Origin of the sequence: Peredibacter starrii (assembly GCF_034259205.1) — a bacterium.
Lineage (GTDB): Bacteria > Bdellovibrionota > Bacteriovoracia > Bacteriovoracales > Bacteriovoracaceae > Peredibacter > Peredibacter starrii.
The window spans coordinates 2,609,959-2,634,043 of the sequence record NZ_CP139487.1 but is presented as its reverse complement, the minus strand read 5'-3'; the positions used below and the strand labels follow the sequence as shown (position 1 = coordinate 2,634,043).

The 24,085-nt window shown below is 43.4% G+C and carries 22 protein-coding genes; 14 read left to right on the top strand and 8 right to left on the bottom strand.

The genetic code is table 11. From position 1 onward, the window contains the following. Positions 1-29: 29 nt before the first annotated feature. From SOO65_RS13305 to SOO65_RS13290, 4 genes are read left to right on the top strand one after another with little or no spacing between them, the layout of a single operon-like run. Positions 30-755: a class I SAM-dependent methyltransferase gene (locus tag SOO65_RS13305; protein WP_321390782.1), complete on the top strand. Its 726-nt coding sequence runs from the start codon at positions 30-32 to the stop codon at positions 753-755. Between the two features lie 36 nt (positions 756-791). Further along, positions 792-1,790 carry an adenosine kinase gene (locus tag SOO65_RS13300; protein WP_321390780.1) on the top strand — a complete coding sequence of 333 codons (999 nt, stop codon included), beginning with the start codon at positions 792-794 and terminating at the stop codon, positions 1,788-1,790. An 8-nt stretch (positions 1,791-1,798) separates the two neighbouring features. Continuing rightward, positions 1,799-3,193, top strand: coding sequence for an asparagine--tRNA ligase (gene asnS / locus SOO65_RS13295; protein ID WP_321390777.1), 1,395 nt, complete (start codon positions 1,799-1,801; stop codon positions 3,191-3,193). A 2-nt stretch (positions 3,194-3,195) separates the two neighbouring features. Beyond that, positions 3,196-4,269 (top strand): sensor histidine kinase, encoded by a 1,074-nt coding sequence (locus tag SOO65_RS13290; protein WP_321390775.1) that lies wholly within the window; start codon positions 3,196-3,198, stop codon positions 4,267-4,269. Here the strand turns inward: SOO65_RS13290 and SOO65_RS13285 are convergent. Beyond that, positions 4,253-5,224, bottom strand: coding sequence for a M28 family metallopeptidase (locus SOO65_RS13285; protein WP_321390772.1), 972 nt, complete (start codon positions 5,222-5,224; stop codon positions 4,253-4,255). The genes SOO65_RS13290 and SOO65_RS13285 overlap by 17 nt on opposite strands. A gap of 389 nt (positions 5,225-5,613) precedes the next feature. Between SOO65_RS13285 and SOO65_RS13280 the strand changes: the two genes are divergently transcribed. After that, entirely contained in the window at positions 5,614-6,909 is a 1,296-nt protein-coding gene (locus SOO65_RS13280) for a hypothetical protein (RefSeq protein ID WP_321390770.1), read from the top strand. A 2-nt stretch (positions 6,910-6,911) separates the two neighbouring features. Beyond that, positions 6,912-7,640: a hypothetical protein gene (locus SOO65_RS13275; RefSeq protein ID WP_321390768.1), complete on the top strand. Its 729-nt coding sequence runs from the start codon at positions 6,912-6,914 to the stop codon at positions 7,638-7,640. Here SOO65_RS13275 and SOO65_RS13270 read toward each other — a convergent pair. Next, positions 7,637-8,872 (bottom strand): zinc metalloprotease, encoded by a 1,236-nt coding sequence (locus tag SOO65_RS13270; protein ID WP_321390766.1) that lies wholly within the window; start codon positions 8,870-8,872, stop codon positions 7,637-7,639. The genes SOO65_RS13275 and SOO65_RS13270 overlap by 4 nt on opposite strands. Positions 8,873-8,998: 126 nt before the next feature. On the opposite strand from SOO65_RS13270, the gene SOO65_RS13265 reads away from it, so the two are divergent. Further along, positions 8,999-9,499 carry a CAP domain-containing protein gene (locus tag SOO65_RS13265; RefSeq protein ID WP_321390763.1) on the top strand — a complete coding sequence of 167 codons (501 nt, stop codon included), beginning with the start codon at positions 8,999-9,001 and terminating at the stop codon, positions 9,497-9,499. On the opposite strand, the gene SOO65_RS13260 is transcribed toward SOO65_RS13265, so the two are convergent. The 6 genes from SOO65_RS13260 to SOO65_RS13235 are packed head-to-tail and all read right to left on the bottom strand — an operon-like array spanning position 9,496 to position 18,004. Next, entirely contained in the window at positions 9,496-12,714 is a 3,219-nt protein-coding gene (locus tag SOO65_RS13260; RefSeq protein ID WP_321390760.1) for an SMC family ATPase, read from the bottom strand. The two genes, SOO65_RS13265 and SOO65_RS13260, sit on opposite strands and share 4 nt — an antisense overlap. Next, positions 12,695-13,837 carry an exonuclease SbcCD subunit D gene (locus SOO65_RS13255; RefSeq protein WP_321390757.1) on the bottom strand — a complete coding sequence of 381 codons (1,143 nt, stop codon included), beginning with the start codon at positions 13,835-13,837 and terminating at the stop codon, positions 12,695-12,697. The genes SOO65_RS13260 and SOO65_RS13255 overlap by 20 nt, the downstream gene beginning before the upstream one ends. 3 nt (positions 13,838-13,840) lie before the next feature. Continuing rightward, complete coding sequence (gene ricT, locus SOO65_RS13250; protein ID WP_321390755.1) at positions 13,841-15,403, bottom strand: regulatory iron-sulfur-containing complex subunit RicT; 1,563 nt, start codon at positions 15,401-15,403, stop codon at positions 13,841-13,843. A gap of 31 nt (positions 15,404-15,434) precedes the next feature. Beyond that, a complete protein-coding gene (locus SOO65_RS13245) occupies positions 15,435-16,199 on the bottom strand; it encodes a hypothetical protein (protein ID WP_321390752.1) in 765 nt (254 codons plus the stop codon). Further along, positions 16,196-16,873 carry a dTMP kinase gene (gene tmk, locus SOO65_RS13240; protein ID WP_321390749.1) on the bottom strand — a complete coding sequence of 226 codons (678 nt, stop codon included), beginning with the start codon at positions 16,871-16,873 and terminating at the stop codon, positions 16,196-16,198. Before tmk ends, SOO65_RS13245 begins: the two co-directional genes overlap by 4 nt. Before the next feature lie 12 nt (positions 16,874-16,885). Next, positions 16,886-18,004, bottom strand: coding sequence for a hypothetical protein (locus SOO65_RS13235; RefSeq protein WP_321390746.1), 1,119 nt, complete (start codon positions 18,002-18,004; stop codon positions 16,886-16,888). 141 nt (positions 18,005-18,145) lie between these two features. On the opposite strand from SOO65_RS13235, the gene SOO65_RS13230 reads away from it, so the two are divergent. Genes SOO65_RS13230 through SOO65_RS13200 form a run of 7 tightly spaced genes read left to right on the top strand, consistent with a single transcriptional unit; the run spans position 18,146 to position 23,990 of the window. Further along, positions 18,146-18,565 (top strand): SufE family protein, encoded by a 420-nt coding sequence (locus SOO65_RS13230; RefSeq protein ID WP_321400201.1) that lies wholly within the window; start codon positions 18,146-18,148, stop codon positions 18,563-18,565. A 3-nt stretch (positions 18,566-18,568) separates the two neighbouring features. Then, a complete protein-coding gene (gene hemB, locus SOO65_RS13225; protein ID WP_321390743.1) occupies positions 18,569-19,549 on the top strand; it encodes a porphobilinogen synthase in 981 nt (326 codons plus the stop codon). Beyond that, complete coding sequence (locus tag SOO65_RS13220) at positions 19,546-20,103, top strand: hypothetical protein (protein ID WP_321390740.1); 558 nt, start codon at positions 19,546-19,548, stop codon at positions 20,101-20,103. Before hemB ends, SOO65_RS13220 begins: the two co-directional genes overlap by 4 nt. A 14-nt stretch (positions 20,104-20,117) precedes the next feature. Then, positions 20,118-21,167: a glycosyltransferase family 9 protein gene (locus SOO65_RS13215; protein WP_321390737.1), complete on the top strand. Its 1,050-nt coding sequence runs from the start codon at positions 20,118-20,120 to the stop codon at positions 21,165-21,167. Next, positions 21,164-22,426: a hypothetical protein gene (locus SOO65_RS13210; RefSeq protein WP_321390735.1), complete on the top strand. Its 1,263-nt coding sequence runs from the start codon at positions 21,164-21,166 to the stop codon at positions 22,424-22,426. The genes SOO65_RS13215 and SOO65_RS13210 overlap by 4 nt, the downstream gene beginning before the upstream one ends. Beyond that, positions 22,420-23,760: a hypothetical protein gene (locus SOO65_RS13205; protein ID WP_321390732.1), complete on the top strand. Its 1,341-nt coding sequence runs from the start codon at positions 22,420-22,422 to the stop codon at positions 23,758-23,760. Before SOO65_RS13210 ends, SOO65_RS13205 begins: the two co-directional genes overlap by 7 nt. Before the next feature lie 14 nt (positions 23,761-23,774). Beyond that, entirely contained in the window at positions 23,775-23,990 is a 216-nt protein-coding gene (locus tag SOO65_RS13200) for a Flp family type IVb pilin (RefSeq protein WP_321390729.1), read from the top strand. Positions 23,991-24,085 lie beyond the last annotated feature (95 nt).

The window sequence follows — 24,085 nt, the reverse complement described above, 5'->3', positions numbered from 1 at the left end:
CAAAATGGAATGATTTAAACTTGAGCTTTATGGCACTCAAACTCATCAAAGACGGTAACCAAATTTCTTCTCAGGAACCTGAGTTCTCCGAGCTAAATAAGTTTTGCGAAGAAAACGTCATAGATCTGACATTTGAGTGGATCGCGGGCCAGTTCTGGCTTCATTCTGATCTTCCCAAGGAAAAACCGATTGGAATTGAGATTGATCGGGAATTATCTCGTCACGAAGATTATTTGAAAAAAAGTTCCGTCCATAAAGAGCTTTTGGCCAAATCCATTGGAGTGAAAGGGGCCCATCGTCCGCAGGTTTTGGATCTCACGGCCGGAATGCTCGGGGATTCACTTCTCATGCTGGCCTTTGGTTGTGAAGTTTGGGCCACGGAAAGACATCCCGTGATTCGTTTTCTGATTCAATCAGCGCTTAAGAATGCTCAGCATCCAAAACTTCAGAACTTTCATTTTGAGGCGACTTCCGCTCAACAAATTCTTGAACATGGGCCAAAAACTGAGGTCATCTACTTTGATCCGATGTTTGAAGATGCCAATGATAAGGCCTCTCCCCGTAAGGAGATGCGTATATTTCGAAATTTAGTCGGTTCCGATCAGGACGCGATCGCGGTTTTTGAAACTGCTCTTAATAGAAAGGCCAAACGTTTAGTAGTAAAGCGTCCCCGCCATTCGGCCAATCTGTCTCAAGCGCCCTCGGTGCAATATATCGGCAAATCCACTCGTTATGATGTGTATTTTTCAGTCTAATTCTATTACATTAGTCGTCTACTTTGGAGATTTGACATGACTAAAAAATACGATGTCTATGCTATCGGGAACGCCCTGGTGGACATGGAGTATGAAGTGCACGATGAGTTTTTTAAGAAGAATAATATTGATAAAGGTCTAATGACCCTAGTGGATGAAGATCGCCAGAATTATCTTTTGAATGCTCTGGGTACTGCACCTAAGAAGCAACAGTGTGGTGGTTCGGCCGCTAATACTGTGATTGCGGCCGCTCAGTTCGGTGGAAAATCTTTTTATTCATGTAAGGTCGCTAAAGATCCTATCGGAAACTTCTATTTCCAGGACCTTCAGGACAATAACGTTGATTCAAATCTTCAAAAGCAAGATCGCGATCAAGGTATCACTGGTAAATGTCTGGTTCTGATTACTCCAGATGCTGAAAGAACGATGAATACCTTCCTAGGTATTACTTCAACGATCAGTAAGACCGAAGTTTTCCCTGAAGCGATTCGTCACTCAAAATATATGTATATGGAAGGCTACCTGGTAGCTTCTCCGACTGGTCGTGCTGCTGCTATTCACGCCCGTAATATCGCCGAGGCCGCAGGAGTTAAGACTGCCCTTACGTTCTCTGACGTAAACATGGTTAAGTTCTTCAAAGAGGGCCTGGCCGAAATGATCGGGGACGGCATCGATCTATTGTTCTGTAATGAATCTGAGGCCTGTGCTTATACAGAAACTGATGATATCCTAATGGCTCGTGAAAGATTGAAGCTTATTGCCAAAACTTTCGTGATCACTTTAGGTGAAGAAGGCGCGGTTATTTGGGACGGCAATCAATTCATTAATATTGAACCATACCACGTAAAAGCAGTGGACACTAACGGTGCAGGTGATATGTATGCGGGAGCTTTCTTGTATGCCATCACTAATGGCCATGATTTCGCTTCGGCCGGAAAACTTGCTTCTAAGGCCGCAAGCCAAGTGGTTTCGCAATTTGGTCCTCGTTTAAAAACAGAAGTAGCATTAGAAATTAAACAGAAAATTCTAGGATAGGAGTGTTCATGTCTCAGTATCTTTTAATTAAAAAAGTATATGAAACTAAGCCTGTAGATCAGACGGTCATCGTTCGTGGTTGGATCAAATCACTTCGTCAGTCAAAAAAGTTCTCGTTCATGGTTGTGAATGATGGAACGACTCAGAAAGATCTTCAGATCATCGTTGATGGTACTCTTGGTAACTACGAAGAAGTGGTCAAGCTTACAATTGGTTCTTCAGTTGAAGTAGAAGGTCTCCTTGTTGCTTCTCAAGGAAAGCAACCTGTAGAAATGCAGGCCAAACGCGTTCACATCTACTGCCTAAACGCTGAAGATTATCCTCTTCAGAAGAAAGAGACTTCTCTTGAATACCTAAGAGAAATTGCTCACCTTCGTTCTCGTACAAATACTTTCTCTGCAGTATTTCGTCTTCGTCACGAACTGGCTCAGGCGACTCACCAGTATTTCTCAAACGAGAGTTTTGCTTACCTTCATACTCCGATCATCACAGCATCAGATGCTGAAGGTGCAGGGGAAATGTTTCGCATCTCAACTCTAAACCTGGATAAACTTCCTCGTGGTGAGAAAGGTGCCATTGATTTCAAACAAGATTACTTCGGTCGTGAGACGTTCCTTTCTGTATCTGGTCAGCTAGAAGCTGAAACATTTGCAGTTGGTGGTCTGGGTCGCGTTTATACATTTGGGCCAACTTTCCGTTCTGAAAATTCAAACACTGCTCGTCACTTGTCTGAGTTCTGGATGGTTGAACCTGAGGCGGCCTTCTTCACTCTCGAAGACAACGCTCAGCTTGCTACTGGCTATGTAAAACACCTTATTAAGCACGCTATGGAAAAGTGTGGTGATGAGCTAGAGTTCCTGGCCTCTCGTTATGCTCCAGAGAACCTTAAAACTCTTGAACACGTAATGAACTCACCATTTGAGATGGTGACTTATACAAAAGCAGTAGAGATTCTTCAGGAATCAGCTAAGACTCATAAATTTGAATATCCAGTTTCTTGGGGAATGGATCTTCAAACTGAGCACGAGCGTTTCCTTGCAGAAGTTTACTTCAAGCGTCCGACTATCGTGACTGACTACCCGAAAGACATTAAGTCTTTCTATATGAAGCTTAACGATGACGGTAAAACTGTTCGCGCGATGGACGTTCTTGTTCCAGGCGTGGGTGAGCTTATTGGTGGATCTCAGCGTGAAGATAACTACGAGCGCCTGACTAAGCGTATGAGTGATCTAAAAATGGATCCAACAAACTACTGGTGGTACCTGGATCTTCGTAAGTACGGTTCAGTTCCTCACTCTGGTTTCGGCCTAGGTTTTGAGCGTGCGGTTATGTACATCTCGGGTATGACAAATATTCGTGACGTAATTCCTTTCCCTCGAACGCCTAAGAACGCTGAATTCTAATTGTGACCATCGATTTCGATCTGTTCGAAAACGCCTTTGAATTTGCTCCCATCGGGATGGCCCTGGTCAGTCTCGATGGGAAGTTTCTTAAAGTTAATCAGTCCCTCGTTGAACTATGGGGCTACGACGAAGAAGAACTCCTCAATATTGATTTTCAAACCATTACCCATGAAGAAGACCTAGGGCGAGACCTTAATCTTCTCCATCAATTGGTGGACAGGAAAATCAATAGCTACCGAATTGAAAAAAGATACTTTCATAAAAATGGGAAAACCATGTGGGCCCTTTTGAGTGTCTCTTTGATTAGAAGTAAGGATGGTAGTCCGAAGTTCTTTATCTCTCAGATTCTGGACATCACCGAAATTAAAAATGCTCAGCACACGATGGTGTATAACTCTAAGATGATTGCCCTTGGGGAAATGGCCGCAGGTATTGCTCACGAGATCAATAATCCACTCGCCATTATTCACCTCAATGCAGTGGCGATTGAAGAGTCTCTGAATGATCCAAATCCAGATAAGAAATTGGTCAGCTCTTTTCTAAAAAAGATCAATGATACCGTTTCTCGTATCAATGGCGTCGTCACAAGTTTACGTAAGCTTTCACGTCGTTCGGAAGAAATTCATTTCGAGAAATGTGAATTAGAACTCATCGTGCAGGATTCTCTTGCTCTATGTTTAGAGAAGTTTCGTATTTCAGGTGTAAAGCTTAATAAAACGGTCCAGAACACGATGATTGAGTGCCGACCGGTTGAGATCTCGCAGGTTCTTATCAATCTTTTAAACAATGCTTTCTATGCCGTAAGAAACTCTGAGGAAAAAGAAATCGAACTCATTGCCAGTCACGATGGGAAGAAGGTTCGCATTGAGGTTTCTGATTCTGGTCCGGCCATTGCTCCTGAAATCCGGGCCAAGATTATGGAACCATTCTTTACGACGAAGCCATTGGGTGAAGGTACGGGCCTTGGTCTAAGTATCAGTCGCAATATTATTGATTCTCACAAAGGGACGATTGTTCTTTGTGAAAAGGCGTCCAGAACTACCTTCGTCGTGGAATTTCCTATTTCTCAGCACTGATTAAAATTTCAACCGTACTAAGTGTCGCTTCAAGAATCTTCTGAATGTAAGGGTAGTTGATTCGTTCATCCATCACGTCACAAGAAGCGTGATAGCAGGGGTCCGGGTCTCCGCCAAAGAAATTCTCAGAGATCACAATTGCTGGCATTTTGTTCTTCCAGAAAGAAGCATGGTCACTGCGTCCCGTACAAGTACGGACGACTGTAAGATCAAGCTTTAGTGATATAATCACTTCTTTCATCACTGCCGATAGTTTATCAGAGCCATATTTAGGAGCACGATTGGCGAATAAGATGGAATCACAATCAATGATATGGAATGCACCATCTTTTTTAGAGTTGTGACCCAGCATCTCAAGGTTAATGTTCCCGATGATGTCTGACTTATTCTGGAGAGTCGCCGCATACACTTCCGAACCGGCCATGCCTTTTTCTTCTCGATCAAATCCTACAAAACGAATGGTGTAGTCATAGGTTTTTTTTGAGAGCTCTTTAGCAATGGCAAGCATGCCAATAACACCTGTTCCATCATCATTGGCACCGGCGTTTCCGACTGAATCAATATGGGCCGATACAATAAGAATTTTCTCGGGAGATTTTGTTCCAAGTTTTTCGGCAATTATGTTGGTGCCGTTACCGAAGTAGTGAAGATTAACTTTAAATCCCAGTGACTCAAATTCGTTCTTCAGAAATGTACGGGCCAGATCGAGTCTCTTAATGCTTTTTCTCTCGAGGATTTTTTCTTGAGTTCCAGGTACGGGAGACATGCCTGTGAGGACGGCGAGCTTCTCTTTATAGAAAGGAACATTAATTCGAAACTTAGGCTCTTCTACTGATTGTGGGAATTGATAATCAAGGTATAAGTAAGACAAGTACTCTGTACGCCAGTCACGGTCGTCATGAGCGAACGCTGAGAGACCCATAATGAATAGTGAGAGGAGGGAGATGAGTTTCATGGCCCGAAATATAAGACCCTTTATTCAAAGGGTCTTGCGATTGATTTAAGTCTGAAAAATCTATAGGATCTTGCGAGCTATGGCCCTGTCCTCTGACCCATTATCTTGGCACTTTTTCTTAGGTAATTCCGTGTAAGTACGCAATAAAGCACTTAATTCTTCTCAGATCCTAGAGGACTCTCGTGCTCAGATAAAATACCGATGAGAAGTTCAATCTTATCAAGGTCAGGTCGTACATGAAAAGAAAAGCTCTGGTCGTTAGCACTTTGACACTCTCGGTGCCGGTCCTCTTAGTTATGTTTCAGAACTTCACCTCTACTTCTAATCAACCGGTTTTTGTGAAGACGCCGCAAAAATATTATGAAACCCGAAAATGTACAATCTATAGCGTGTCTGAGAATAAGAGCTTTGTGAAAATTGCCGAATCCTCTGCACCTCTGGCAGCTGACAGTGTTACCCGGTGCAGATCCTTTGCCCACCAGTACTATATTAGAGTGCCGAACTGTGGTTACACTATGAACTTGCATGGTCTTGGTGTGGCAGGGCCCATGAGTATCATTGCTGTTCTTGAGAACAAAGCGACAACCAGTACGAGCTTCAAAGCAACGACCAAAAACATCGAGGTCTCATCACCTGCAACCAGTGCACTCGCTTTATCACTGACCAAGTGTTATTCCGAGGCAGAGTATAAGACATATGCGCAAGGGAAGAAGCAATCTCCTGATTGCAACTACTCCAAAACAAAGTTCTGTGTAAATCCTTCTACGCCTCTCTTAAATCAATCCTCACCTGAGCTTGCCAAATACATTGCAAACGTTACAAGAGATCCTTCTATCACTCGTGATGCCGGCTGGTGCGGGCCCGTAGCAACGACTATGTCTTTCTTGGGATCTATCATCGATGAAGAAAATGAAATCTATGAAGACTCGTTTCTCTGGAAAAAGAATTCACTATCTCTTTCTTCAAAAGAAATTGGCCTTCATTCAATGAATGAGCGCACGGCGATGTTTGGTGACATGGTTTATAATCTCGGAAATACGATGAGCGTCGATTGGAAGAAAGGTGGGTCAGTACCTGAGACGGGTATGCGGAAAGTTTTTGAGCGTGTTGATCCGTCGATCCGAAATCTCAACAAGGCCCTCTACCTGGGTGAGGTACGCAGAGATTTCTTTAAGATGTTTAAGGAAGAAGTTACCTTAAGTAATCTCATTTCTAAACTCACTAAGGGTAAACATGTAACGACCCTGTCTGCGGTGACTTATCGTCAAAAATGCGACTATACGGTTAAACTCATTGAGCAGAATGCAACACGTGATATTTATGAGGCGTCTTTCAAATGTGATGATAAAACGCCTTACCAGTCTCTGGGTGGAAGTCATGCAATGAGCGTGAATGGTATTGAAGATGGTTATGTTAAAATTTACGATCCATGGGGAAGAATTTATAACATAAAAATCACTTCTGGAGTTAATGTCCCTGGCTTCATGAGAAACGGAAGCATGCTCTCCTATGTGAATGGGGAAATGGGCTATATGAAAGATAATCTTGTTCCTGCAACCAGAAAGATAAGTATGGCGAAGGGGGGCAATGTTGAACCCGTTCTCGATACAATGAGATATCGTCATGTAAATCTCGGTTCATTCAGGGGCTTTAACTATTCCACAACTCAATATTTGAAGAAGTAACTATGCTGAAAAGAAAATGGCCAATTATTGTTTTACTTGTAACTGGATTCATTCTTGCCGGATATTTTTTGAATGGTGAGGCTACCCCTGACGAAGTGGCCGGGATGGAGAACAAGGAGAAAGAGGCCCACTTGCATCAGAAAAAGAAGTCGGGAGAAGTTTCCCGAACAGTTGCTACTGCTTCTTCCCTGAATCCTGAGAACTATCTCATGAATCTGAGACTTCACTCGGAAGTAGATGAACTTTACAAGAAAACTAGTGTCTTGTTTGAGGAGAGTCCTAATAAAGATGATCTTGCCACCTGGATAAGTATTGGTCTTGTCTTTGACGGATCAGAGGAATATGGAATTCTTTTGAATCGTTCACTTGAGAAGATTAATAAAAATCCTTCCGAGAACTTTGCCCTGATTGAACAAGTCATTAAGAAGCTTCCACCTGAGGAAAGTTTTCTACGTGGTCAGCTCATCAATCTGGTTAATAACATGGATCTGGAGAGTGAAGACAAAAAGAGCTTCTTTGGAAGTGAGATGGTGAGAAACGTCGTCTTGGATTCGGAAGGCAACTTCTCACCGGACTCACTGAATATTACTACAGCAATGATCATGTTAAAAAACAGCGGTACCTCAAAGGCCGAAGCAGAGGAATTCATCTCTGAGAGCCTTCAGGTAAACAATGATCCAGAAATTCGCGAAAAACTTTTGGTTCGCTTTAATGCCTACTTCGCGGATTAACGGTCGTAGGCCTTCTTAAGCTCCAGGTAAATGCGCTCTTTCATATCTCCGGCACGTGAGCACATAAGATCCGTGATATCCAACTGGTAGTTTACGTAGGCCTCCAGGCCCTCATCATAAAATTCGTGGTAACAATCCGGAAGACCCAGCACGTGACCGAACTCATGTCGGATGGTCCATTGAGATTCATACTCTTCAATCGGCTGATTTGAATCCATGACGATTTCATTTCCACCGAGACCATTCACATGGGGAACCACTCCTGGTTCAAACTTAAGACGTGGGCCGTTTCTGAACGAACCGAATTCCATTTTAAGTGACCAGTCCGCCCAACGGAATTCATCTTCAATATTGTTCTGAAGGTAAGGAATAAATTTCGGAATCTCCGGCGTGTTGAAAGGAACTACAGCATATGTTCCGTACCACTTGATGTCTGATCGGCGTCCACCAGATGGGATCAGGAAGAAGTCGTCCCAGTTCTTCTGGGCCTTGGCGAAGTAGTTAGAGTAATACTCAGGAAGTGTATTGTTTTTAAAGGCACGGTCGAGGGCCTTCTCACAACTTCTTTGAGATGTCCCCGGAGTATTACGACAGATCTTATATAGAGCATCTTTGATTTCCGGAAGTTTTTCACCCGGAATTTGCGCCACATCTTTTAGTTCTTCCGCGCCGATCTTATTTTGAGTCAGATAATAGTAACCACGCACATCCTGGGCAGCCGCTCTTTTGTATTCACTTCGGTAGGAGTCTACAGATTTGTAGCGGGCAGCACTTTGGTAATTGCGATCAAGCTTGCGAGCATGAAGAATGAAGGTCTCATCATCCAGAGTTGTTGTGGTAGGAAGATCACCATTTCCTGCGATGACTTCTCTCATTGGGCCCGGCATCGCCTCTAGTGTTTGTGCTACTTCTTTAGCAATGATGGAAGGTGAGTAGACATTGGGTTTATCAATGGGAATCCCACGACGAGTTGTCGGAGAAGTTAGGCGAATGGCCGATTCAACTGAGCGATTTTCATTAATGAGTGCGATCCACTTACTCAAGCGTGCACCAAGCTTAATAGTTGAGGTAATCGCAGGATCATCACGCTTGGTCGGTAACTTTTTATTTTCTTCCTGGGCCTTTAGGAGTGATTCATATTCAGCTGAGGTCATCTCTAAATCAAGATGAAGAGGAACATGAGCGAAGGCAGTACCAGTAATAAGTGTTAAAACGAGGGCCAACTTTTTCATAGCATTCCTTAGATTACTTGAGTGTGGGGCTTTGATTTAGTCTAGGATGATAAAGGCCGGATGTGAATTTTATTCCGGTGAAATTTGCTCTTATGACACTCCTGGTTGTTAAGACAGAATGTGGAAATGAAAATTTTAATTCTCTCACTTTTCTTCCTCGTAGCGTGTAAAACTCCCACCACCAATGATTTCAATCCACTTGATTCATACCTAAATATCAGCACCGGTGGTCTTTCTTCTCTTGGTGCGATGGGTGCCGAGTACATGGATATTGTGAATGTTAACCGTGGAAACCTGGGACTTCCGGCATTTATCGATTCTGACGCAATTGAGGCCGAGGCCACAAAGCACGCAGAGAATATGGCGAAAGGTCTAACTCCCTTTGGTACTTCTGGAAATGAAGAAAGATGCGCTCGAATCAAGACTGCCATGGGACAAGGAGTCAGTTGCGGGGAGATGGTGGCCCGAGGACCCGATACTCCTGAAGAACTTTTTGCTCTATGGGCGAAGAGTGATTCTAGTCGCACGAGACTCATGAGTACAAAATTTACTCATTCTGCGATAGGTCTCGCAAAGGATGCTAGTGGTAATGAGTTTTGGGTTCAGATCTTTTTAGAAGTGCCTTAATTCATCTTAATCGAAACAGATGATGTTCCATCTTGCTTCTTACTCAAGACAAGATTCACTGGAATGGCGCTCGTAAGTGACTTAATGTGAGAGATAATGCCTACCATGAGTCCGCGAGTCTGAATTTGTTGAAGCATATCGAGTACGTCTTCAAGAGATTCCTGATCAAGAGTACCGAAGCCTTCATCGATAAAGAGTGAATCAATCTCTGCTTGGCCACGAGTCATTTCGGCCAGGCCCAATGCCATGGCAAGTGACACCATAAAGGTCTCACCACCAGAGAGAGTGGAGACCTTTCTGAGATTTCCTTCGCGGAACTTATCCATAATATAAAACTCTGGAGTGAGTTTCATACGGCGTGACTGATGCAGGATCTCGTAACGGCCCTGACATAGTTTTTGAAGTTCCTGATTGGTTTGTTCGATCAAATTCTCTTCAACGAGAGAGAGCACAAACGTACGGAGTTCATCTTTACCTAAGACTTCACTCAAGCGCCCACGACGATCGAGCTTTTCCTGAATGTCTTTAGCTTTAAGATTCAGAAGAAGGATTTTGTCCTGAAGCTTTTCCCAGTCTTCAAGTCGCGCACGCACACTGGCAAACTTCATGCGGCATTCGTTAACGGCGTTTTTATAATGATCTTTTTGAGTTTTAAGACTCTCAGAAATCGGGATGAAAAGAACCTTCTCGCTTTCGAGGGTGAGACTTAAGTTTGCCAGGTGACCAATCAGGGTGGCGAGGGTCTCTTCAGAGATACTAAGTGTCTTGGCCTTCTCACGAATCTGATGCAGCTCCTGCGAGAAATGAAGGTCATAGTCTTTTGTGAGCTTATCCAGCTCATACATACGACTCTGGAATTCTTTTAATTGAAGTTCCTGCTTACGCTGATTTTGCTCTTGCTGGGCCCAGTCTTCCTGCGCTTTCTTGGCAACTGCATTCAGCTCCTGAATCAGGTCCTTGGCAAGTTTCCCTTGAAGTTCAGTTTGGAGAGTCGTTTTGAGAATGGAGGCCTCTTCACTCAGGCGCTTAAGCTCCACTTCGAGTTGAGTTTTCTCAAAAGTCTTATCTTTAAGCTGAAGAGAAATATGTTCTTTTTCCTGACGACACTTTTGAAGTTCGGCCTCTGCTTCAAGGTATGAGGCGAGTAGACGAAGATCCTTTTTAAGGTCGCGAATATTGTCCTTATTGAATTCAGTTACGAGATTCTTAGTTTTGCTTTCAAGAACGCTGAGTTTTTCTTGAGTCACGGCAAGAACTTGTTCTTTCTTCTGAAGATCAAGCTTTAAAGCGCCATATTGCTCACGAGACTTCTTAAGTTCTGTTTCTAGTTTAAGATGCTCTTTTTGAAGATTATCGAAATCCCAAACCTGCTTCTTAATATCGGCCAGTTCCTTATCCAAAGATTCAAGTGAAGGTAGCGTTTTGGCCGCTTCCACAGTGTGTTCAGTCATTTCTTTCTGGCGCATTTCAGTCTGAATCGTAAGTGTGTTCTTCTTCTCAGACAGAATTCTTTCTTCTTCACGGCTCTTGAGAAGAAGGAGATTAAGCTCACGACCTCTCGTTTCGATTTCTTTAAGATCCGTTTTTGTGAGGTTGGCCTTGAGCTCTTCCAGACGCTTATGTGGAACAAATTGTTCACACACCGGACAGCTTTCTTTGGAAGAGGTAAGAGCGTGATCCACACAGATGAGACTTGCCGAAAGAACTTCCTGAAGCTTCAAGGTGGTTTCAATTGGAATGAGTTCTAATTCTGTTTTCTTTATGAGGGCAAGGAGAGTTTCGATGCGACGATCAGAGACTTCCTTTTCCTGGTTAATTTCAATTATGGCCTTTTTTAGTGATTCTAGTGCCACTTCGGCCCGTTGTTTCTTTTCCAGGTCTTTTTGAAGGTCTTTCTTTTTGTTTTCTATTTGAGACTCAAGTGACTTTAGATCAGCTGGAAAAGCTTTTAGTTTTTCACTTAGGCCTTCAGATTCTTTTTTGGTCTCTTTGCCTTGAAGTTCAATTTCCTGAAGCCGCAGTTTTATGCCCTTCATCTCTTCGTCTTTAACTTCTTTGTCAGCGAATAGATCAAAGGCCTCTTCTAATTCTTTCCGAAGTCCTCGGAGGTCATTTAGAGAGAAGTTAAACTCTTTTTCAGTGGTCTCTAATTTTGAATTAAGACTTACTTCTTTCTCATCAATGATTTTTGAATCTTGAGTTAGCTTTTCAATTACATTTGCATGGGTCAGGGCCTTAACTTGAAGCTGCTTTAATTGCGCTTCTAGATTCTTGAGAGTTTCTTCCTTGGTCAGAAGCACCTGAAGGGCGGGAAGTCTTGTCTCCAGATTTTTAAGTGCCAGGTCCTTTTTTTCCAGAATCTCTTGACCAGATTTTAAGAGAAGGTTGTAGCTCTTGGTGAGTTCCGACATCTCTTTTTTAATGGTCTCAATCTTGCGATTGTTCTCACCATGTTTATCATGATTAGAAGTAAGACTTACAAAGTGATAGTCCAGCTCTTCAATATGTTTAAAGGTCCCTTCGAGAATCTTTAATTCAGATTCCAGGGATTCCTTCTGTTCTTTTAAATTATCTCCGGTAAGCCCGTCACCTTTCAGGGCCTCACGTTCGATTTCGATGTCACTCTTGGCCTTCTGAAGCTGATCAATTTCCGATTTTAGTTCTCTGCCCATGCTTTCGAGCATTTCACCTGGATAAAGCTTCTCCAGAATTTCCTTACGGTCGGTAAATGAACTTGTGAGAAACTTTGCAAACTCACCTTGGTTTAAGATGATGCACTTACAGAACTGATCGAAGTCGAGATTTAGAAGTTCAGTGGTATTAACCGTGGCAATGTTTTTAGCACTCTCAAAATCCGGACCTTCTAACGTGTAAAGGTTTCGTGTTGGAGTCTGTGGAGTCGAATAGGGCTCACCATTTTGTTTTCTTACTCGTGCACGCCAGTCAGCCAGATAGTATTTGCCCTTAACTTGAAAAATGAGTTCAATCGAACCATCTTTCTCGCCCAGAGTGACCACGTCTAGTTGTGTGACGTTCTTTTTATAGATCTGCCCATAGAGAGCAAGGCCAATTGAATTTAAAATAGAAGATTTGCCGGAACCCGTTTCACCGGTGATGGCAAACAGCGAACTGTGAGACTGAATCTCCTGGAAATTTACTTCCTGCTCACCCTTAAGTGAGGCGATGTTTCGAACTCTAAGACGAATGAGGCGCATGCTTAACCTTCTCTAAGAGTTCAGTGAAATCGGCCTTAAGGTCCTCGGGAACTTCTTTTTCCTCCGGAAATTTGGTGGCGTAAAATTCCTGGAAAAGTTCCAGGGGAGAGAGCTCAAAGAGCTTCTCATGTTTTTTAGGAGCATCGTCCTTGGCCGCATAAAACGGAAGGAACGATAAAAGCTCAAGTCCCTTCTTATCCAGGACTTCTTTAATCTCATCAATCAGCCCAATACGTGGGGCCGCGAGATTGAGCTGCACTTCCACCATGCCTTTTAATTCAGTTGATGGAATGAGCTCTTTTAATTTTGCGAGATAGGTTGATTCATCCGCTTTCACGATGAAGAGATCTCGAAAGACCGGAATCTGATGAGTCTTAATCTCGAACTCTGAGTCTTTTACATCAATGATCATCACTGACTTTCTTTGAGTCTCAGAGAAGCGCATGGGAATAGGAGAGCCTGAGTAGTAACTCTTCTTTCCGACTTTTTGTGGTTTATGAATGTGTCCCAGCGCCACATAATCAAATCGATCCATGACCTCAGTAGGAATTGAATCCACACCACTAAGAGAGATCACTTGCTCAGACCCGGCAGCTTCAAAAACACCGGCAAGGTGATGAAGCATCAGGATCGATGGATTTTTGGATTGTGGTTCAAGATACGTTTTAAGCACGGCCAGTGCATCACCCTCGCCCTGTGGAAGTAATTCATAAGAGCGGAAAAATGGAAGTGCGCAGAGATCAATGCTCTCCTTGCCCTTGGTGATGTTGATCCAATGATCTTTGATTTCAGTTGAAAGTTTTCCCCAAATTTTCACTCGGTGAAATGAAAGTAATCGAGCTGGAGCTTCCAGAAGAAGTCCAGAATCGTGGTTACCAGCGATGATATAGGTATCAGTCGTGGTTTCCGTCGAAACCCTATGAAGGAAATTATAAAAAACTTCCAAGCTTTGATGTGGGGGAGTTGGCGTATCGAAGATGTCTCCAGCAATCAGGAGAACATCAATTTTCTCCTCTCGAAGGATCGAGAGGAGCCAATTTAAAAATAATTCGTGTTCTGGTGAGCGATCGAGCTTAAAGAGTCTTTTACCAAGGTGCCAGTCCGATGTGTGAAGAATCCTCATGGATTATCTCGGCGGTCGATTTCTTCCTTGATTCTGACCTTGTTGTCCACCACCTTGTGGACGGTTCTGGTTGTTTTGACCTTGCGGGCGAGGGCCACGGTTATCTTGGCGAGGACCTTGCGGTCGTGGGCCACGATTGTCCTGTCCTTGCGGACGAGGACCACGGTTTTGTTGGCCTTGTGGGCGAGGACCGCGATTGTCACCTCTTGGTGCCTGCGGACTCTGACGATTATCAGGTCGCCCTGACTGCGAACCACGATCAATCAGATCCACGCGGGTTCTAACTGGCTCATGATCCACGATATCTTCTTCCTCATCTTCAGGAAGAATTTCGTCTTCACTCGGAGTGTAGAAGATTTCTTCTTCTTCATCCGGTGTTTTGACTCTTGATTTACTTGATTCAAGTTCGGCCACTGCAGGAAGAGAGTAATCCAGAGTTTTTTCTCCGAATAAGGACTCGAAAATTCCATCAGCAAATGACTTACCTTTTTCTTTATAAGTTTTGATCTCAGATTCGAAGGCCTTAATCTTCTTCGCTTCTTTCTCATCCAGACCAACTACTTTATGAGTTTCGTCTGTGATCATGTCGAACTCTTTCGGGAAGTTTGCCGTTTCCTTGTCCAGAGTTTCCTTATAAAGGTCCACCACGTAGCGCTTACGCACTCCACGGTTAGTCATCATAACAAATTGTTCGCTCAACAAGTGAAGACGATCTACGCGACCAGTTTCATTTGTGTGAGTGGTAATAATGTCGCCTTCTTTTGGAAGACGCGCGCGTTTCTCGCGATAAACATCATCTTCGTACTGAAGACAGCACTTAAGCTGACCACATACACCGTTGAGTTTTGAGAAGTTAAGTGTCAGATCCTGGTTCTTCGCCATCTTAATGCCCACGTTTCCGTATTTCGTGAGGAATGAAGAACAGCAAAGTTCACGTCCGCATGGGCCGATACCACCAATTGAGGCAGAACGGTCACGAACAGAAATCTGACGAAGTTCGATACGAGTTTTTAGTTTACCAACCAAATCTCTAACAAGATCACGGAAGTCAACGCGGGCCGGAGCGATGAAATAGAAAACTGCCTTCTTACCAAATGAAGTGAACTCCACGTGAGTAAGCTGCATATCCAGTTTGAACTGCTCAATAAGATCGTTACAAATGTTCTCAGCATTTTTTTGCTGACGATAAGCTTCCTGGTCTTTAACCACATCTTCATCAGTCGCCACTTTCGCGATACTGCGAACCGGAAGCATACTTTTGTTGAAGGGAACTTCGTAAGGGAATGAGTTTACGTAGCCAACCGCCATACCACGGTCTGACATGGCCACAACTTTCTGGCCATACTCAATTCTTCTCTTACCGATAAGGAAGGGGAATGATCGAGAGTTCCCAGGGAAGCGGACTCGGACGAAGCGCAGGATCTGCCCTTCTTTGAATCTACTTTCTTCTCGGCTCTCTTTATCTTCAGACAGTTCAGCGTCTGACATTTCTGAAGTTTCATCTTCAGAAATTATTGTATCCGTAGGAGGTAGCTTGTCCTCTTCTACGTGTTGTTCATTGGTCATTCAGGTATTTTCAGAGTTTTTCCGTGCTAAGTCAACGATTGAGAACTTGCTCTCTGACATAAGAATAGAAAAGCGCCCATTTTGTCGCAGTAGGTTGATGGAAGGTCTCCATCTCCTGAAGCTCCTTGAGCCACTTATTTAGAGCTGTTTTCGCCTCGGGCCGATCCAGCTGCTCAGATTCCCAACGAATGAGTTCATTCACCCAAAAGCCGAGTTCCGGCTCACTTCTGGAATAATTTTCCAAAAATTCGGAGAGCGTCATTTTCTTAAGGTCGGCGAGGAGATTATTCCACTCCGAAAAATCCGAAGCGGGGAGTTTCACCGGCAAACGGATATGGATCGCACGTGAGTGAATAGTTGGCAGAAGTTGTCCACGTCGAGGGTTCAAAAGAAAAATAGTTGAGGTTCCATGTGGTTCTTCCAAAAGCTTTAACCACTTGTTGGAAACGATGGTGTTCACTCGGTGTGCCTCAGTGATCACAGCGAACTTTCGTTTGCCCTGAACTGGTTTAAATTCAAAGAATCGAGCAAAGGCCTCGGCCTCTTCAACTTTGAAAGGTTTGTCCTCTTCAATCTCTGTTGTGTTCCCCAGAACATAAACATCCGGGTGATCCATAAGATTAGTAAGGCTTTGTTTGTGGCCTTCTACTTTTTGATAGTAGTCGCGAATGAACTGATGAACGAAAGTCAAAAGTGCTTCGTGGGCCACATGTTCAGGAGCGGAAGTCTCGACAATATAAAAGTGTCCGAGTTCATTATTGCGTGCTTTAGTGAGGAGAATTTCCGAAAGATTCATGAGAGAAATTTCTCCAGATCCTTAATGATAAGGGCCGTTACTTCAGATGGAGTTTTTGAAGCGTCGATTTTCATAATTCTTTCCGGGAAAATTTCCGAAAGATCACGATATCCATCCACGAGATTTTGATAAAACTCATTTTTTTCGCTCTCAAAATAATCTTTTTCATTCCCGCGTGCTTTTTGTCTTTCCATTGAAGTCTCAAGCGAAATATCGAGGAAATAAGTGCGGTGAGGAAGAAGATTCAGAGGATCATATTGGTGTAAAGTGAGTACGGTTTCGTAACCCAATTTACGGGCCTTCCCTTGATAAGCAAGAGTTGAATCAATATAGCGATCAAGAATCACCACTGATTTTGGTTCGAGTAAGAAAGGAAGAATTTTTTCTTTTAATAATTGAGCGCGGCTTGCGAGAAACAAGTGACACTCGGCCAGAGGGTGAAGGGGAGATTCTGATTTTAAAATCGCCTCACGTAGCTTCTCGCCAAAGATAGTTCCACCCGGCTCACGGAGAGTCACCACACGAAGACCTTTCTTCTGGCAATAGGCCTCGATCTCTTTGATCTGAGTGGTTTTTCCAGAACCTTCAATTCCTTCTAATGAAAGAAAAAAACTTCCTGGAGTCTCTGGGTTACGGTATTGGGACTTGATATGATTTAATGCTTGGGTTTTCACCCAGAAATCATATTAGAAGTCTGACACTTCTTCAACCACTGGTTCGGCCGGTTGAGACACACCATTCATGGCAGCATCCAATGATTCGCCCTGATTGTTGTTGTCATTTCCAACTAAAGAGTGTTCTTGCGCCGGAGGTGGTTCGTGTTGTTCAGGCATTTCCTGTGGTTCAACAGGTTCTTCCTGATCACGATCTCTCATGTGCGTTTCCACGCGAGTTGGAAAGCGAGAAGTAATCACCGGACGACGAGGACTATTGAATGTAGGAACACTTGCCGGACGACGTTGAGTGACTTGAGGACCAGCACGCTGTACTGGAACTTCACCAACGGGAGACGGAAGTGGTGCGGACATCTTTTGTGGGGCCTCTTTTTCGGCCACAAGATCAATGTTCCCCATTTCTGTTGAAGGATTGAGAGCAAAATAGCCACCAACCATAAGTGCCATGAAGACAGCAGCTGCACCTGGCACGGCCCACTTTAGTGAATCACTGACTTCAGTCGATTTTAAATTCGACATGGTCATTTCATCTAATTTAAGAGTGAGAACTTTTGCTTCCATCTGACCTTGATGGGCCAGTTCAGCAAGTTCCACTTGGGTATTCAAATGAGGTTTTTCAACTTTTTCTAAGAGGAGAATTTTGGCTTTCTGGAAACTTTGTTCAGTAGGAGCTTCCGGTAATTCATTCGCAGTATGAGTACGACGATCAAAGCCCGAGAACTCAAAAATTTTCTTCCATGTGTCGCCATTGTCAGATGACAAATGGTCGGTCATTACAAGGAGACCCATTTCGATTTTTTTATCAATGTCCTGGAATGAAAATGGTCCATGTTTTTGGCCATTTTCGAGAGTCCAAAAAGGGCCTTCATGTTTTTCTCTTGAGAGGCTTTCAGGAGCGCGACGTTGGAAAATAGCGTGAGTCCAAAACGGATGATAGTCATTTGTGTCCAGGCGCGAGGCCAGGGCATTATCAAACGATTTTTCATTCTCTGAAGCATAGTGTTTCAAAGATTGAACTTCGAAAGGTCCAAAGAGTTCCTCATCAATTTTAACCATCCATAAATCATGGTTATTGAATCCCATCTTATCGATAGTTTCTTTTGACAGCGGTTTCAGGTCTAAAGTCGCCATAAGCACTCATCCTTTTCTACTTTCCTTTTTCGGTGCACAGAGGCAAAAGCTTTAAAAATCCACCCAAATTTATTGAGGATTTTGACTAAGTCCACCTAGAGGAGCATACTGGGGCACCTAAGCAGGGGAAGTTACGTGAATATGCTAGAGAGAACCACTCAGGTTAAAGAACGTTTTCTTAAGTTTAACGACTGGGAAGACCGCTACAAAGAACTCATTCAATTAGGTCGCGGATTGGCCGCCTATCCAGAAGACAAGCGTGATGAAAAATACAAAGTGAAGGGATGTCAGTCACAAGTGTGGTTGTATCCAGAATTCAAAGATGGTCGCGTGTATTTTTATGCTGACTCTGATGCCGTATTAGTCAAAGGCATCGTGGGTCTTCTTGTGAGTGTGTACTCAGATGCTACTCCAGATGAAATCCTTGCCACTAAACCAGAATTTTTAAAAGAAGTGGGCATTACCGAGCATCTCTCTATGAACCGCACTAATGGTTTAGCGGCGATGATGAAGCAGATGCAGATGTATGCTCTTGTGTTTAAATCAATGCAGAAGGCCTAATATATGATGCTCAATCGTCCTCGTAGAAATCGTCAAAATGAAGTTATTCGTTCCATGGTTCGTGAAACGAGTCTTTCTCCGGACAATTTTATTGCTCCACTTTTCGTGATCGATGGGAAAAATCAAAACATTCCTATTAAATCAATGCCAGGTCAGTCTCGTCTTTCAATCGATGAACTCGTGAAAGAAGTGAAGGAACTTTACTCTCTAGGAGTGAAGTGTGTGGCGCTTTTCCCGGCAATCGATGAGAAACTAAAAACTCCTGATGCTCGCGAAGCTTATAACCGTGATGGTCTAAATTTCCGTTCAATCCGTGCCGTTAAAGAGGCCGTTCCAGGAATGCTGGTGATGGGTGATATCGCCCTTGATCCTTATTCTTCAGACGGACATGATGGTCTGGTTGATCCAAAAACTGGCGAGATCATGAACGATCCAACTCTGGAAGTTCTGGCGAAGCAAGCTCTCTGCGAAGCTGAAGCTGGTGCAGATATCATCGGTCCATCAGACATGATGGATGGCCGTGTTGGTTATATCCGTATGGCACTTGATGAGTCTTCTCATCAGAATAAACTTATCATGAGCTATACCGCTAAATATGCTTCTAGCTTCTACGGTCCTTTCCGTGATGCACTTGATTCTGCTCCTAAGAAAGGTGATAAAAAAACTTATCAGATGGACCCAGCGAACTCGACGGAAGCTCTTCGTGAAGCGGAACTTGATATCGCCGAAGGTGCAGACATTCTGATGGTAAAACCAGGTCTACCTTATCTTGATATCATTTATCGTTTAAAAGAAATGAGCACACTTCCAATCGCCGCTTATAACATCTCAGGTGAGTATGCGATGCTTAAGGCCGCAGCTCAGAATGGATGGCTGGATAACGATAAAGCGATTCTTGAAACGCTTACTTGTTTCCGTCGCGCTGGTGCTGATATTGTTCTTACTTATTTTGCGAAAGAAGCAGCAAGGCTTTTAAATAAATGATCAAAGGCATCCTGGGACTTAGTCTCGTACTCAATTTTGTTCTCGGTTATTTCCTTTTCTCTCAAAAGAAAGAAACGGAGGTCATTGAGAAGGTCGTAGTGGAGAAAGAAACGGTCTTTAAACCAGTTGTGAAGCAGGTTGTGAAGGAGGCCACCTCTGCGCCTAAAAAAGAACAGGGTGTTTCAACGCCTGAGTTCTTAGGTTTTGAGGAAGTTGAGTTCCAGGATGCTGGTGAAAAAATGGAAAATGATCGTCATGATTTTTTCACGGAAAAACTTGCTATGACCGACGACAAAATCGCCGAGCATAACAAGATTCGTGAAGAATATTTTAAGGCGACTTCTGAATTCTGGAAAAAAGACCCGATGAGGGAGCTCAGTTTCAAAGAACGCCGCCAGATGATTGACATGGAAGAGGCCTTTCACGCCAAGTTAGAACAACTTCATGGCAAAAAGAACTGGGAGCGCTATCTCAAATTCCGTGAGAGTTATAATCAGCAAGGTTTTAAAAAGCAGCAAACTGAAAATCAGCCTTTCATCTTCATGGGGCTGTAGTCTATAATTTCCCAATGCATATTCTTCTAGTCCGCTTCTCCAGTATGGGGGACGTGGTCCTTCAGACAGCTACCATCAATTGGCTACGGGCCCTCTTAGGTCCCGAGGCGAAGTTTACTTTTGTCACGGCCCAGGAGTTTGTCTCGCTTCTTGATACTCATCCAGAAGTAAACCACGTGATTGGTTTTGATCGTCGAAAAGGTGAGAAGTGGAAGGACCTGGTTAAAAAGATCGATGATCTTGATAACAAGGAACCAATTGATCTTATCCTGGATCTTCATGCGACTCTTCGCTCGTTTCGTTTAAAACTGACTTACTGGAACATTCCGGCCCTTACGGTAGATAAGCGCCGTTGGGAAAGATTTCTTCTGACTAAGATCAAAAGCGTAAAATTAAAGCGCCTTTTTAATAGCAAATTTTTTGGCCTTGAAACTCAGGTGGAAAGAATTCTAAAAGATTTTGAAGGAGTCTTTGGGGACACTCGCGCAAAACGCCGTACGGTGGATTTTAGAAAAGGTCCTCATCAAGAACTTACATCCCTTTCAGAACTTCCGGTTTACCCGATTCCTGGAGAGTATGTTGTACTCGCACCGTCGGCATCGTTTTTATACAAGCGCTGGCCGGTTGAGTCTTTTGTGGAACTTGCCAAAAAACTTTTAGAAGAGACTCCGTATCATTATGTGATCCTTGCCGGACCAGATGATAAGTTCTGTGAAGTCTTCAAAGAAATTCAATCTGATCGTTTGCATAATCTTCAAGGAAAGACCTCTTTGAAGCAAAGTATGAGTGTGCTTGCCCACGCGAAACTTTGTATCGGTAACGATTCCGGTATGAACCACATTGCTGAGGCCTATGGTGTGCCTTGCTTAACTCTCTTTGGGCCAACTGATCCAAAGTTTGGTTTTGCTCCTCATGGAAGCAATTCTCGTTTCATCTCAAAAGAGATGTTCTGTAAACCTTGCTCAACTACCGGAAAAACTCCATGCTACCGCGATAAGCTTTACTGCATGCTGGATATTTCGGTGGATGAAGTTAGAACCAACGCTTTGGAAATGATGAAATGAGAATCATTTTTTGGATCTTATTCTGGTTTATCTATTTCCCACTCATTCGACTGATTTCGCTTCTTATGTTCTGGAACTCTAAAGTTGAAGAACGTGAGCGTTTTGAAAAAAGAAACAAGTTTGAATCTCTGGCCCATTCTTTTCGAGAGAAAGGAATCGTGGCAGATATATGTTTTGAGTTCTCTTCGGAAGGAGAGTATCAGCAGGTCGCTCCTCTTATCTCTGATGCTTTGGCCGCAGGAAAGAAAATTGAACTCGTTTTTTTCTCACCAAGTGTTGAGAAGGCGATCATGCAGCTCGCTGGCCAATACCCGCAACAGATTCGCTACCTTCGCTATCCGTTGGTAAGACTCTTTCCCATTGCTCGTCGATCATTTAGCTGTTGGGTAACTGCTAAGACCCTCATTATGGTTCGTTATGATCTTCTCCCTGAGTTACTTCTTTGGAGTCTTAAAAAAGATCATGAGCTCAAACTGGTATGGATGACATTTAAGAAAGAACGCAGCCGTGGAAAATCCGCTTCGTTCTGGAAAAAACTCTTTCTAAAAAATGCTAAGACCATCGTTTATGCGTCTTCACAAGATGAAGAAGAGGGAAGAAAGATGGGGTTCCCTGGGGTTGTGTATGACTTCAGAGTGGAACAGATCCGTCGGCGCATGGATGGACGAGTAGAGAAGTTCCAGTCTCATTTTAACCTTTATCCGGATTTTTATACTCACATTAATCTCATCCCTCGTGAAAAACGTTTGATCGTTGGGAATGCCTGGCCAAGTGACCTCTTTCTTCTGCGTGATCTACCGGAGGATGTGTTTCTCGTGGTTGTGCCTCATCAATTAAGTGATGAGATCCTGAACCTTTTCAGAGAAGGTCTGGATAATCTTGGTCGTCCGGTGTTTGAGATTAATAACCAGACCCAAACTTATAAAAGTTCACAAACTATTCTAGTGAATAAGAAAGGTATTCTCTGCGAGCTTTATTCTGATTTTGGAAGAAGCTATGTGGGGGGAGGGTTTGAAGGGAGTATTCACTCAGTCCTTGAGCCGCTTGTGGCCGGATCGTCAAAGATCAGCTGTGGGCCGTTCCATCACCGTTCGACTGAATATGATGTGGCCCTTGATATGGATAAAATGACCGAGGTGAATACTCCGGAACAGTTTCTGAACTGGCTGAATACCAACCAGCAGGAAGGAAGTCATGCTATGCTTGATTCAATGTTTAAGAGTTATCAGAAGGCGCGGGAGCAAGTGATCTCATGTTAAAGAATCGTTATCAGGAAATTCTGGTGGGTATGAGCCTGATGTCTCTTGTGAGAGGTATCATTTCTCTTCACCGTGATCGTTCAACACTTCTGATCGATGATAAACGTTTTTCGGTGGAAAATTATCCCGGCCATTTTCTTTCTGAAATGGAGATCCTCGCCCTTTTACGTATTGGTAAGAAGTTTGATGTTCCGGAGCTTTTGGACCTAAGACAATTTCTCATTCCTGCGAAGATTGAATTTGCGACCGAATCTGCACGTTTGAAGTTAGGGGCCTCTCCGCTATCAAACCTTAAAGAAGTTCTAAGAAAATATCCTGAATTTATTGATGCTACTGATTTAGATCAAGTCTATGCTGAGCAAGACGATGCTTTCACTGCCTCTTTTATGGCCGAGCTTCGTCGCTATGAAACTCAATGTTTTGAATCTAGCCTTCGCACTAAGGGTCAACGTTTTGATCTTCAGGGACCAAAGTGGCTTAAAACTGTGTATGAGCGATTCGGAAAACTTCTGAATGAAGAATACAATGTCTCTAAGAACTTAAAGTTCGCAGGCCTTCTTCATCTTCTTGGTCTTTCGGCCGAAGAAAAACTAAAAACAAAATTACTACCGGAAGAGCTTCCGTTTTATTTCTTCCGTTTGTTGTCTCCCATTTATCGTTTGCAGGATTTTTTCCTGACCACTCAGTTGAAACGTCGCCTTACACTCTTAGGGGGAGACTACAAAGAGAGTTCGGTTCAGTTCTGGCAAATGCATGAGCATAAATTTGAGAACCTACTTCTGGCGAGTTTTGAAGGTGTGATCTCCGGGGACAGAGTTCTATTCTTCTCTCATCTTCCAGAAGAAGTGCCATTTACGCTTCGTTCTCCTTACTCATTATTTAGAAAGTCTCAGATGGCGCCGGTTAAACGAAATACGGCCCCATTCCCACCAACTTCACTCACATTCATGGCCAATTCTGATCTTCTCGGATCGGAGAGACCTTATCGAGTGATGGCTAAAGGGAATGATCTTTCTTATTATCACTGGCCATATCCAGAGCTACCAGGATCTAAATCTGCATTCTATGATAAGGCGCTCACTGAGGCCTTCCAGGTAGATTCGGAATTTATGCCTTTTGAGAAAGGGTCGAATGAGTCCACTCAATTTGGCGGTACGACCCTAGATCTTCGACCACTTCGCTTAGATCGAAAAAGTGAAGGCCCGGTCCTTACAAAGTTGCCAATGGATATTTCAGTCGGGGATCGAGTTATTGAGGGTTTTGAGTACTGGGGTCCATTCAGGTACCGTTCCCTGGGACTTTTGGCCCTATGCTATGGCGTGGAAGCAAACTGAGTTATAATAGATCCATGCTTCGTTTTATCCGCAATAAAAAAGGTCAGACCGCCATCGAGTACCTCCTGGTATTAACGGTTTCCATTACCATTGGGATCATTTTTACGAAAAAAATGAAGGACTATCTTATTGAAAACCCGAATAGCGTTATCGGTAAGCAGTTGAATATATTGAAGAATACGTTCGACCAAGATCCTAAGTGTAAGTATTGTCGTTACCAGCTAATTTAAATAGAAAATATTTTTGACACTGAGTGTAATTTTTACCTTCCAGGCCAGTTTGCCTTCCGACCTCCACACATTTCCTCTATAGTTGACGCAAATTG

Coding starts and splice junctions, on each gene's coding strand:
- SOO65_RS13305 (WP_321390782.1), top strand. CDS start 30: ATGGCACTCAAACTCATCAAAGACGGTAACCAAATTTCTTCTCAGGAA.
- SOO65_RS13300 (WP_321390780.1), top strand. CDS start 792: ATGACTAAAAAATACGATGTCTATGCTATCGGGAACGCCCTGGTGGAC.
- asnS (WP_321390777.1), top strand. CDS start 1,799: ATGTCTCAGTATCTTTTAATTAAAAAAGTATATGAAACTAAGCCTGTA.
- SOO65_RS13285 (WP_321390772.1), bottom strand. CDS start 5,224: ATGAAACTCATCTCCCTCCTCTCACTATTCATTATGGGTCTCTCAGCG.
- SOO65_RS13275 (WP_321390768.1), top strand. CDS start 6,912: ATGCTGAAAAGAAAATGGCCAATTATTGTTTTACTTGTAACTGGATTC.
- SOO65_RS13270 (WP_321390766.1), bottom strand. CDS start 8,872: ATGAAAAAGTTGGCCCTCGTTTTAACACTTATTACTGGTACTGCCTTC.
- SOO65_RS13265 (WP_321390763.1), top strand. CDS start 8,999: ATGAAAATTTTAATTCTCTCACTTTTCTTCCTCGTAGCGTGTAAAACT.
- SOO65_RS13260 (WP_321390760.1), bottom strand. CDS start 12,714: ATGCGCCTCATTCGTCTTAGAGTTCGAAACATCGCCTCACTTAAGGGT.
- SOO65_RS13255 (WP_321390757.1), bottom strand. CDS start 13,837: ATGAGGATTCTTCACACATCGGACTGGCACCTTGGTAAAAGACTCTTT.
- ricT (WP_321390755.1), bottom strand. CDS start 15,403: ATGACCAATGAACAACACGTAGAAGAGGACAAGCTACCTCCTACGGAT.
- SOO65_RS13245 (WP_321390752.1), bottom strand. CDS start 16,199: ATGAATCTTTCGGAAATTCTCCTCACTAAAGCACGCAATAATGAACTC.
- SOO65_RS13235 (WP_321390746.1), bottom strand. CDS start 18,004: ATGGCGACTTTAGACCTGAAACCGCTGTCAAAAGAAACTATCGATAAG.
- SOO65_RS13230 (WP_321400201.1), top strand. CDS start 18,146: ATGCTAGAGAGAACCACTCAGGTTAAAGAACGTTTTCTTAAGTTTAAC.
- hemB (WP_321390743.1), top strand. CDS start 18,569: ATGATGCTCAATCGTCCTCGTAGAAATCGTCAAAATGAAGTTATTCGT.
- SOO65_RS13220 (WP_321390740.1), top strand. CDS start 19,546: ATGATCAAAGGCATCCTGGGACTTAGTCTCGTACTCAATTTTGTTCTC.
- SOO65_RS13215 (WP_321390737.1), top strand. CDS start 20,118: ATGCATATTCTTCTAGTCCGCTTCTCCAGTATGGGGGACGTGGTCCTT.
- SOO65_RS13210 (WP_321390735.1), top strand. CDS start 21,164: ATGAGAATCATTTTTTGGATCTTATTCTGGTTTATCTATTTCCCACTC.
- SOO65_RS13205 (WP_321390732.1), top strand. CDS start 22,420: ATGTTAAAGAATCGTTATCAGGAAATTCTGGTGGGTATGAGCCTGATG.
- SOO65_RS13200 (WP_321390729.1), top strand. CDS start 23,775: ATGCTTCGTTTTATCCGCAATAAAAAAGGTCAGACCGCCATCGAGTAC.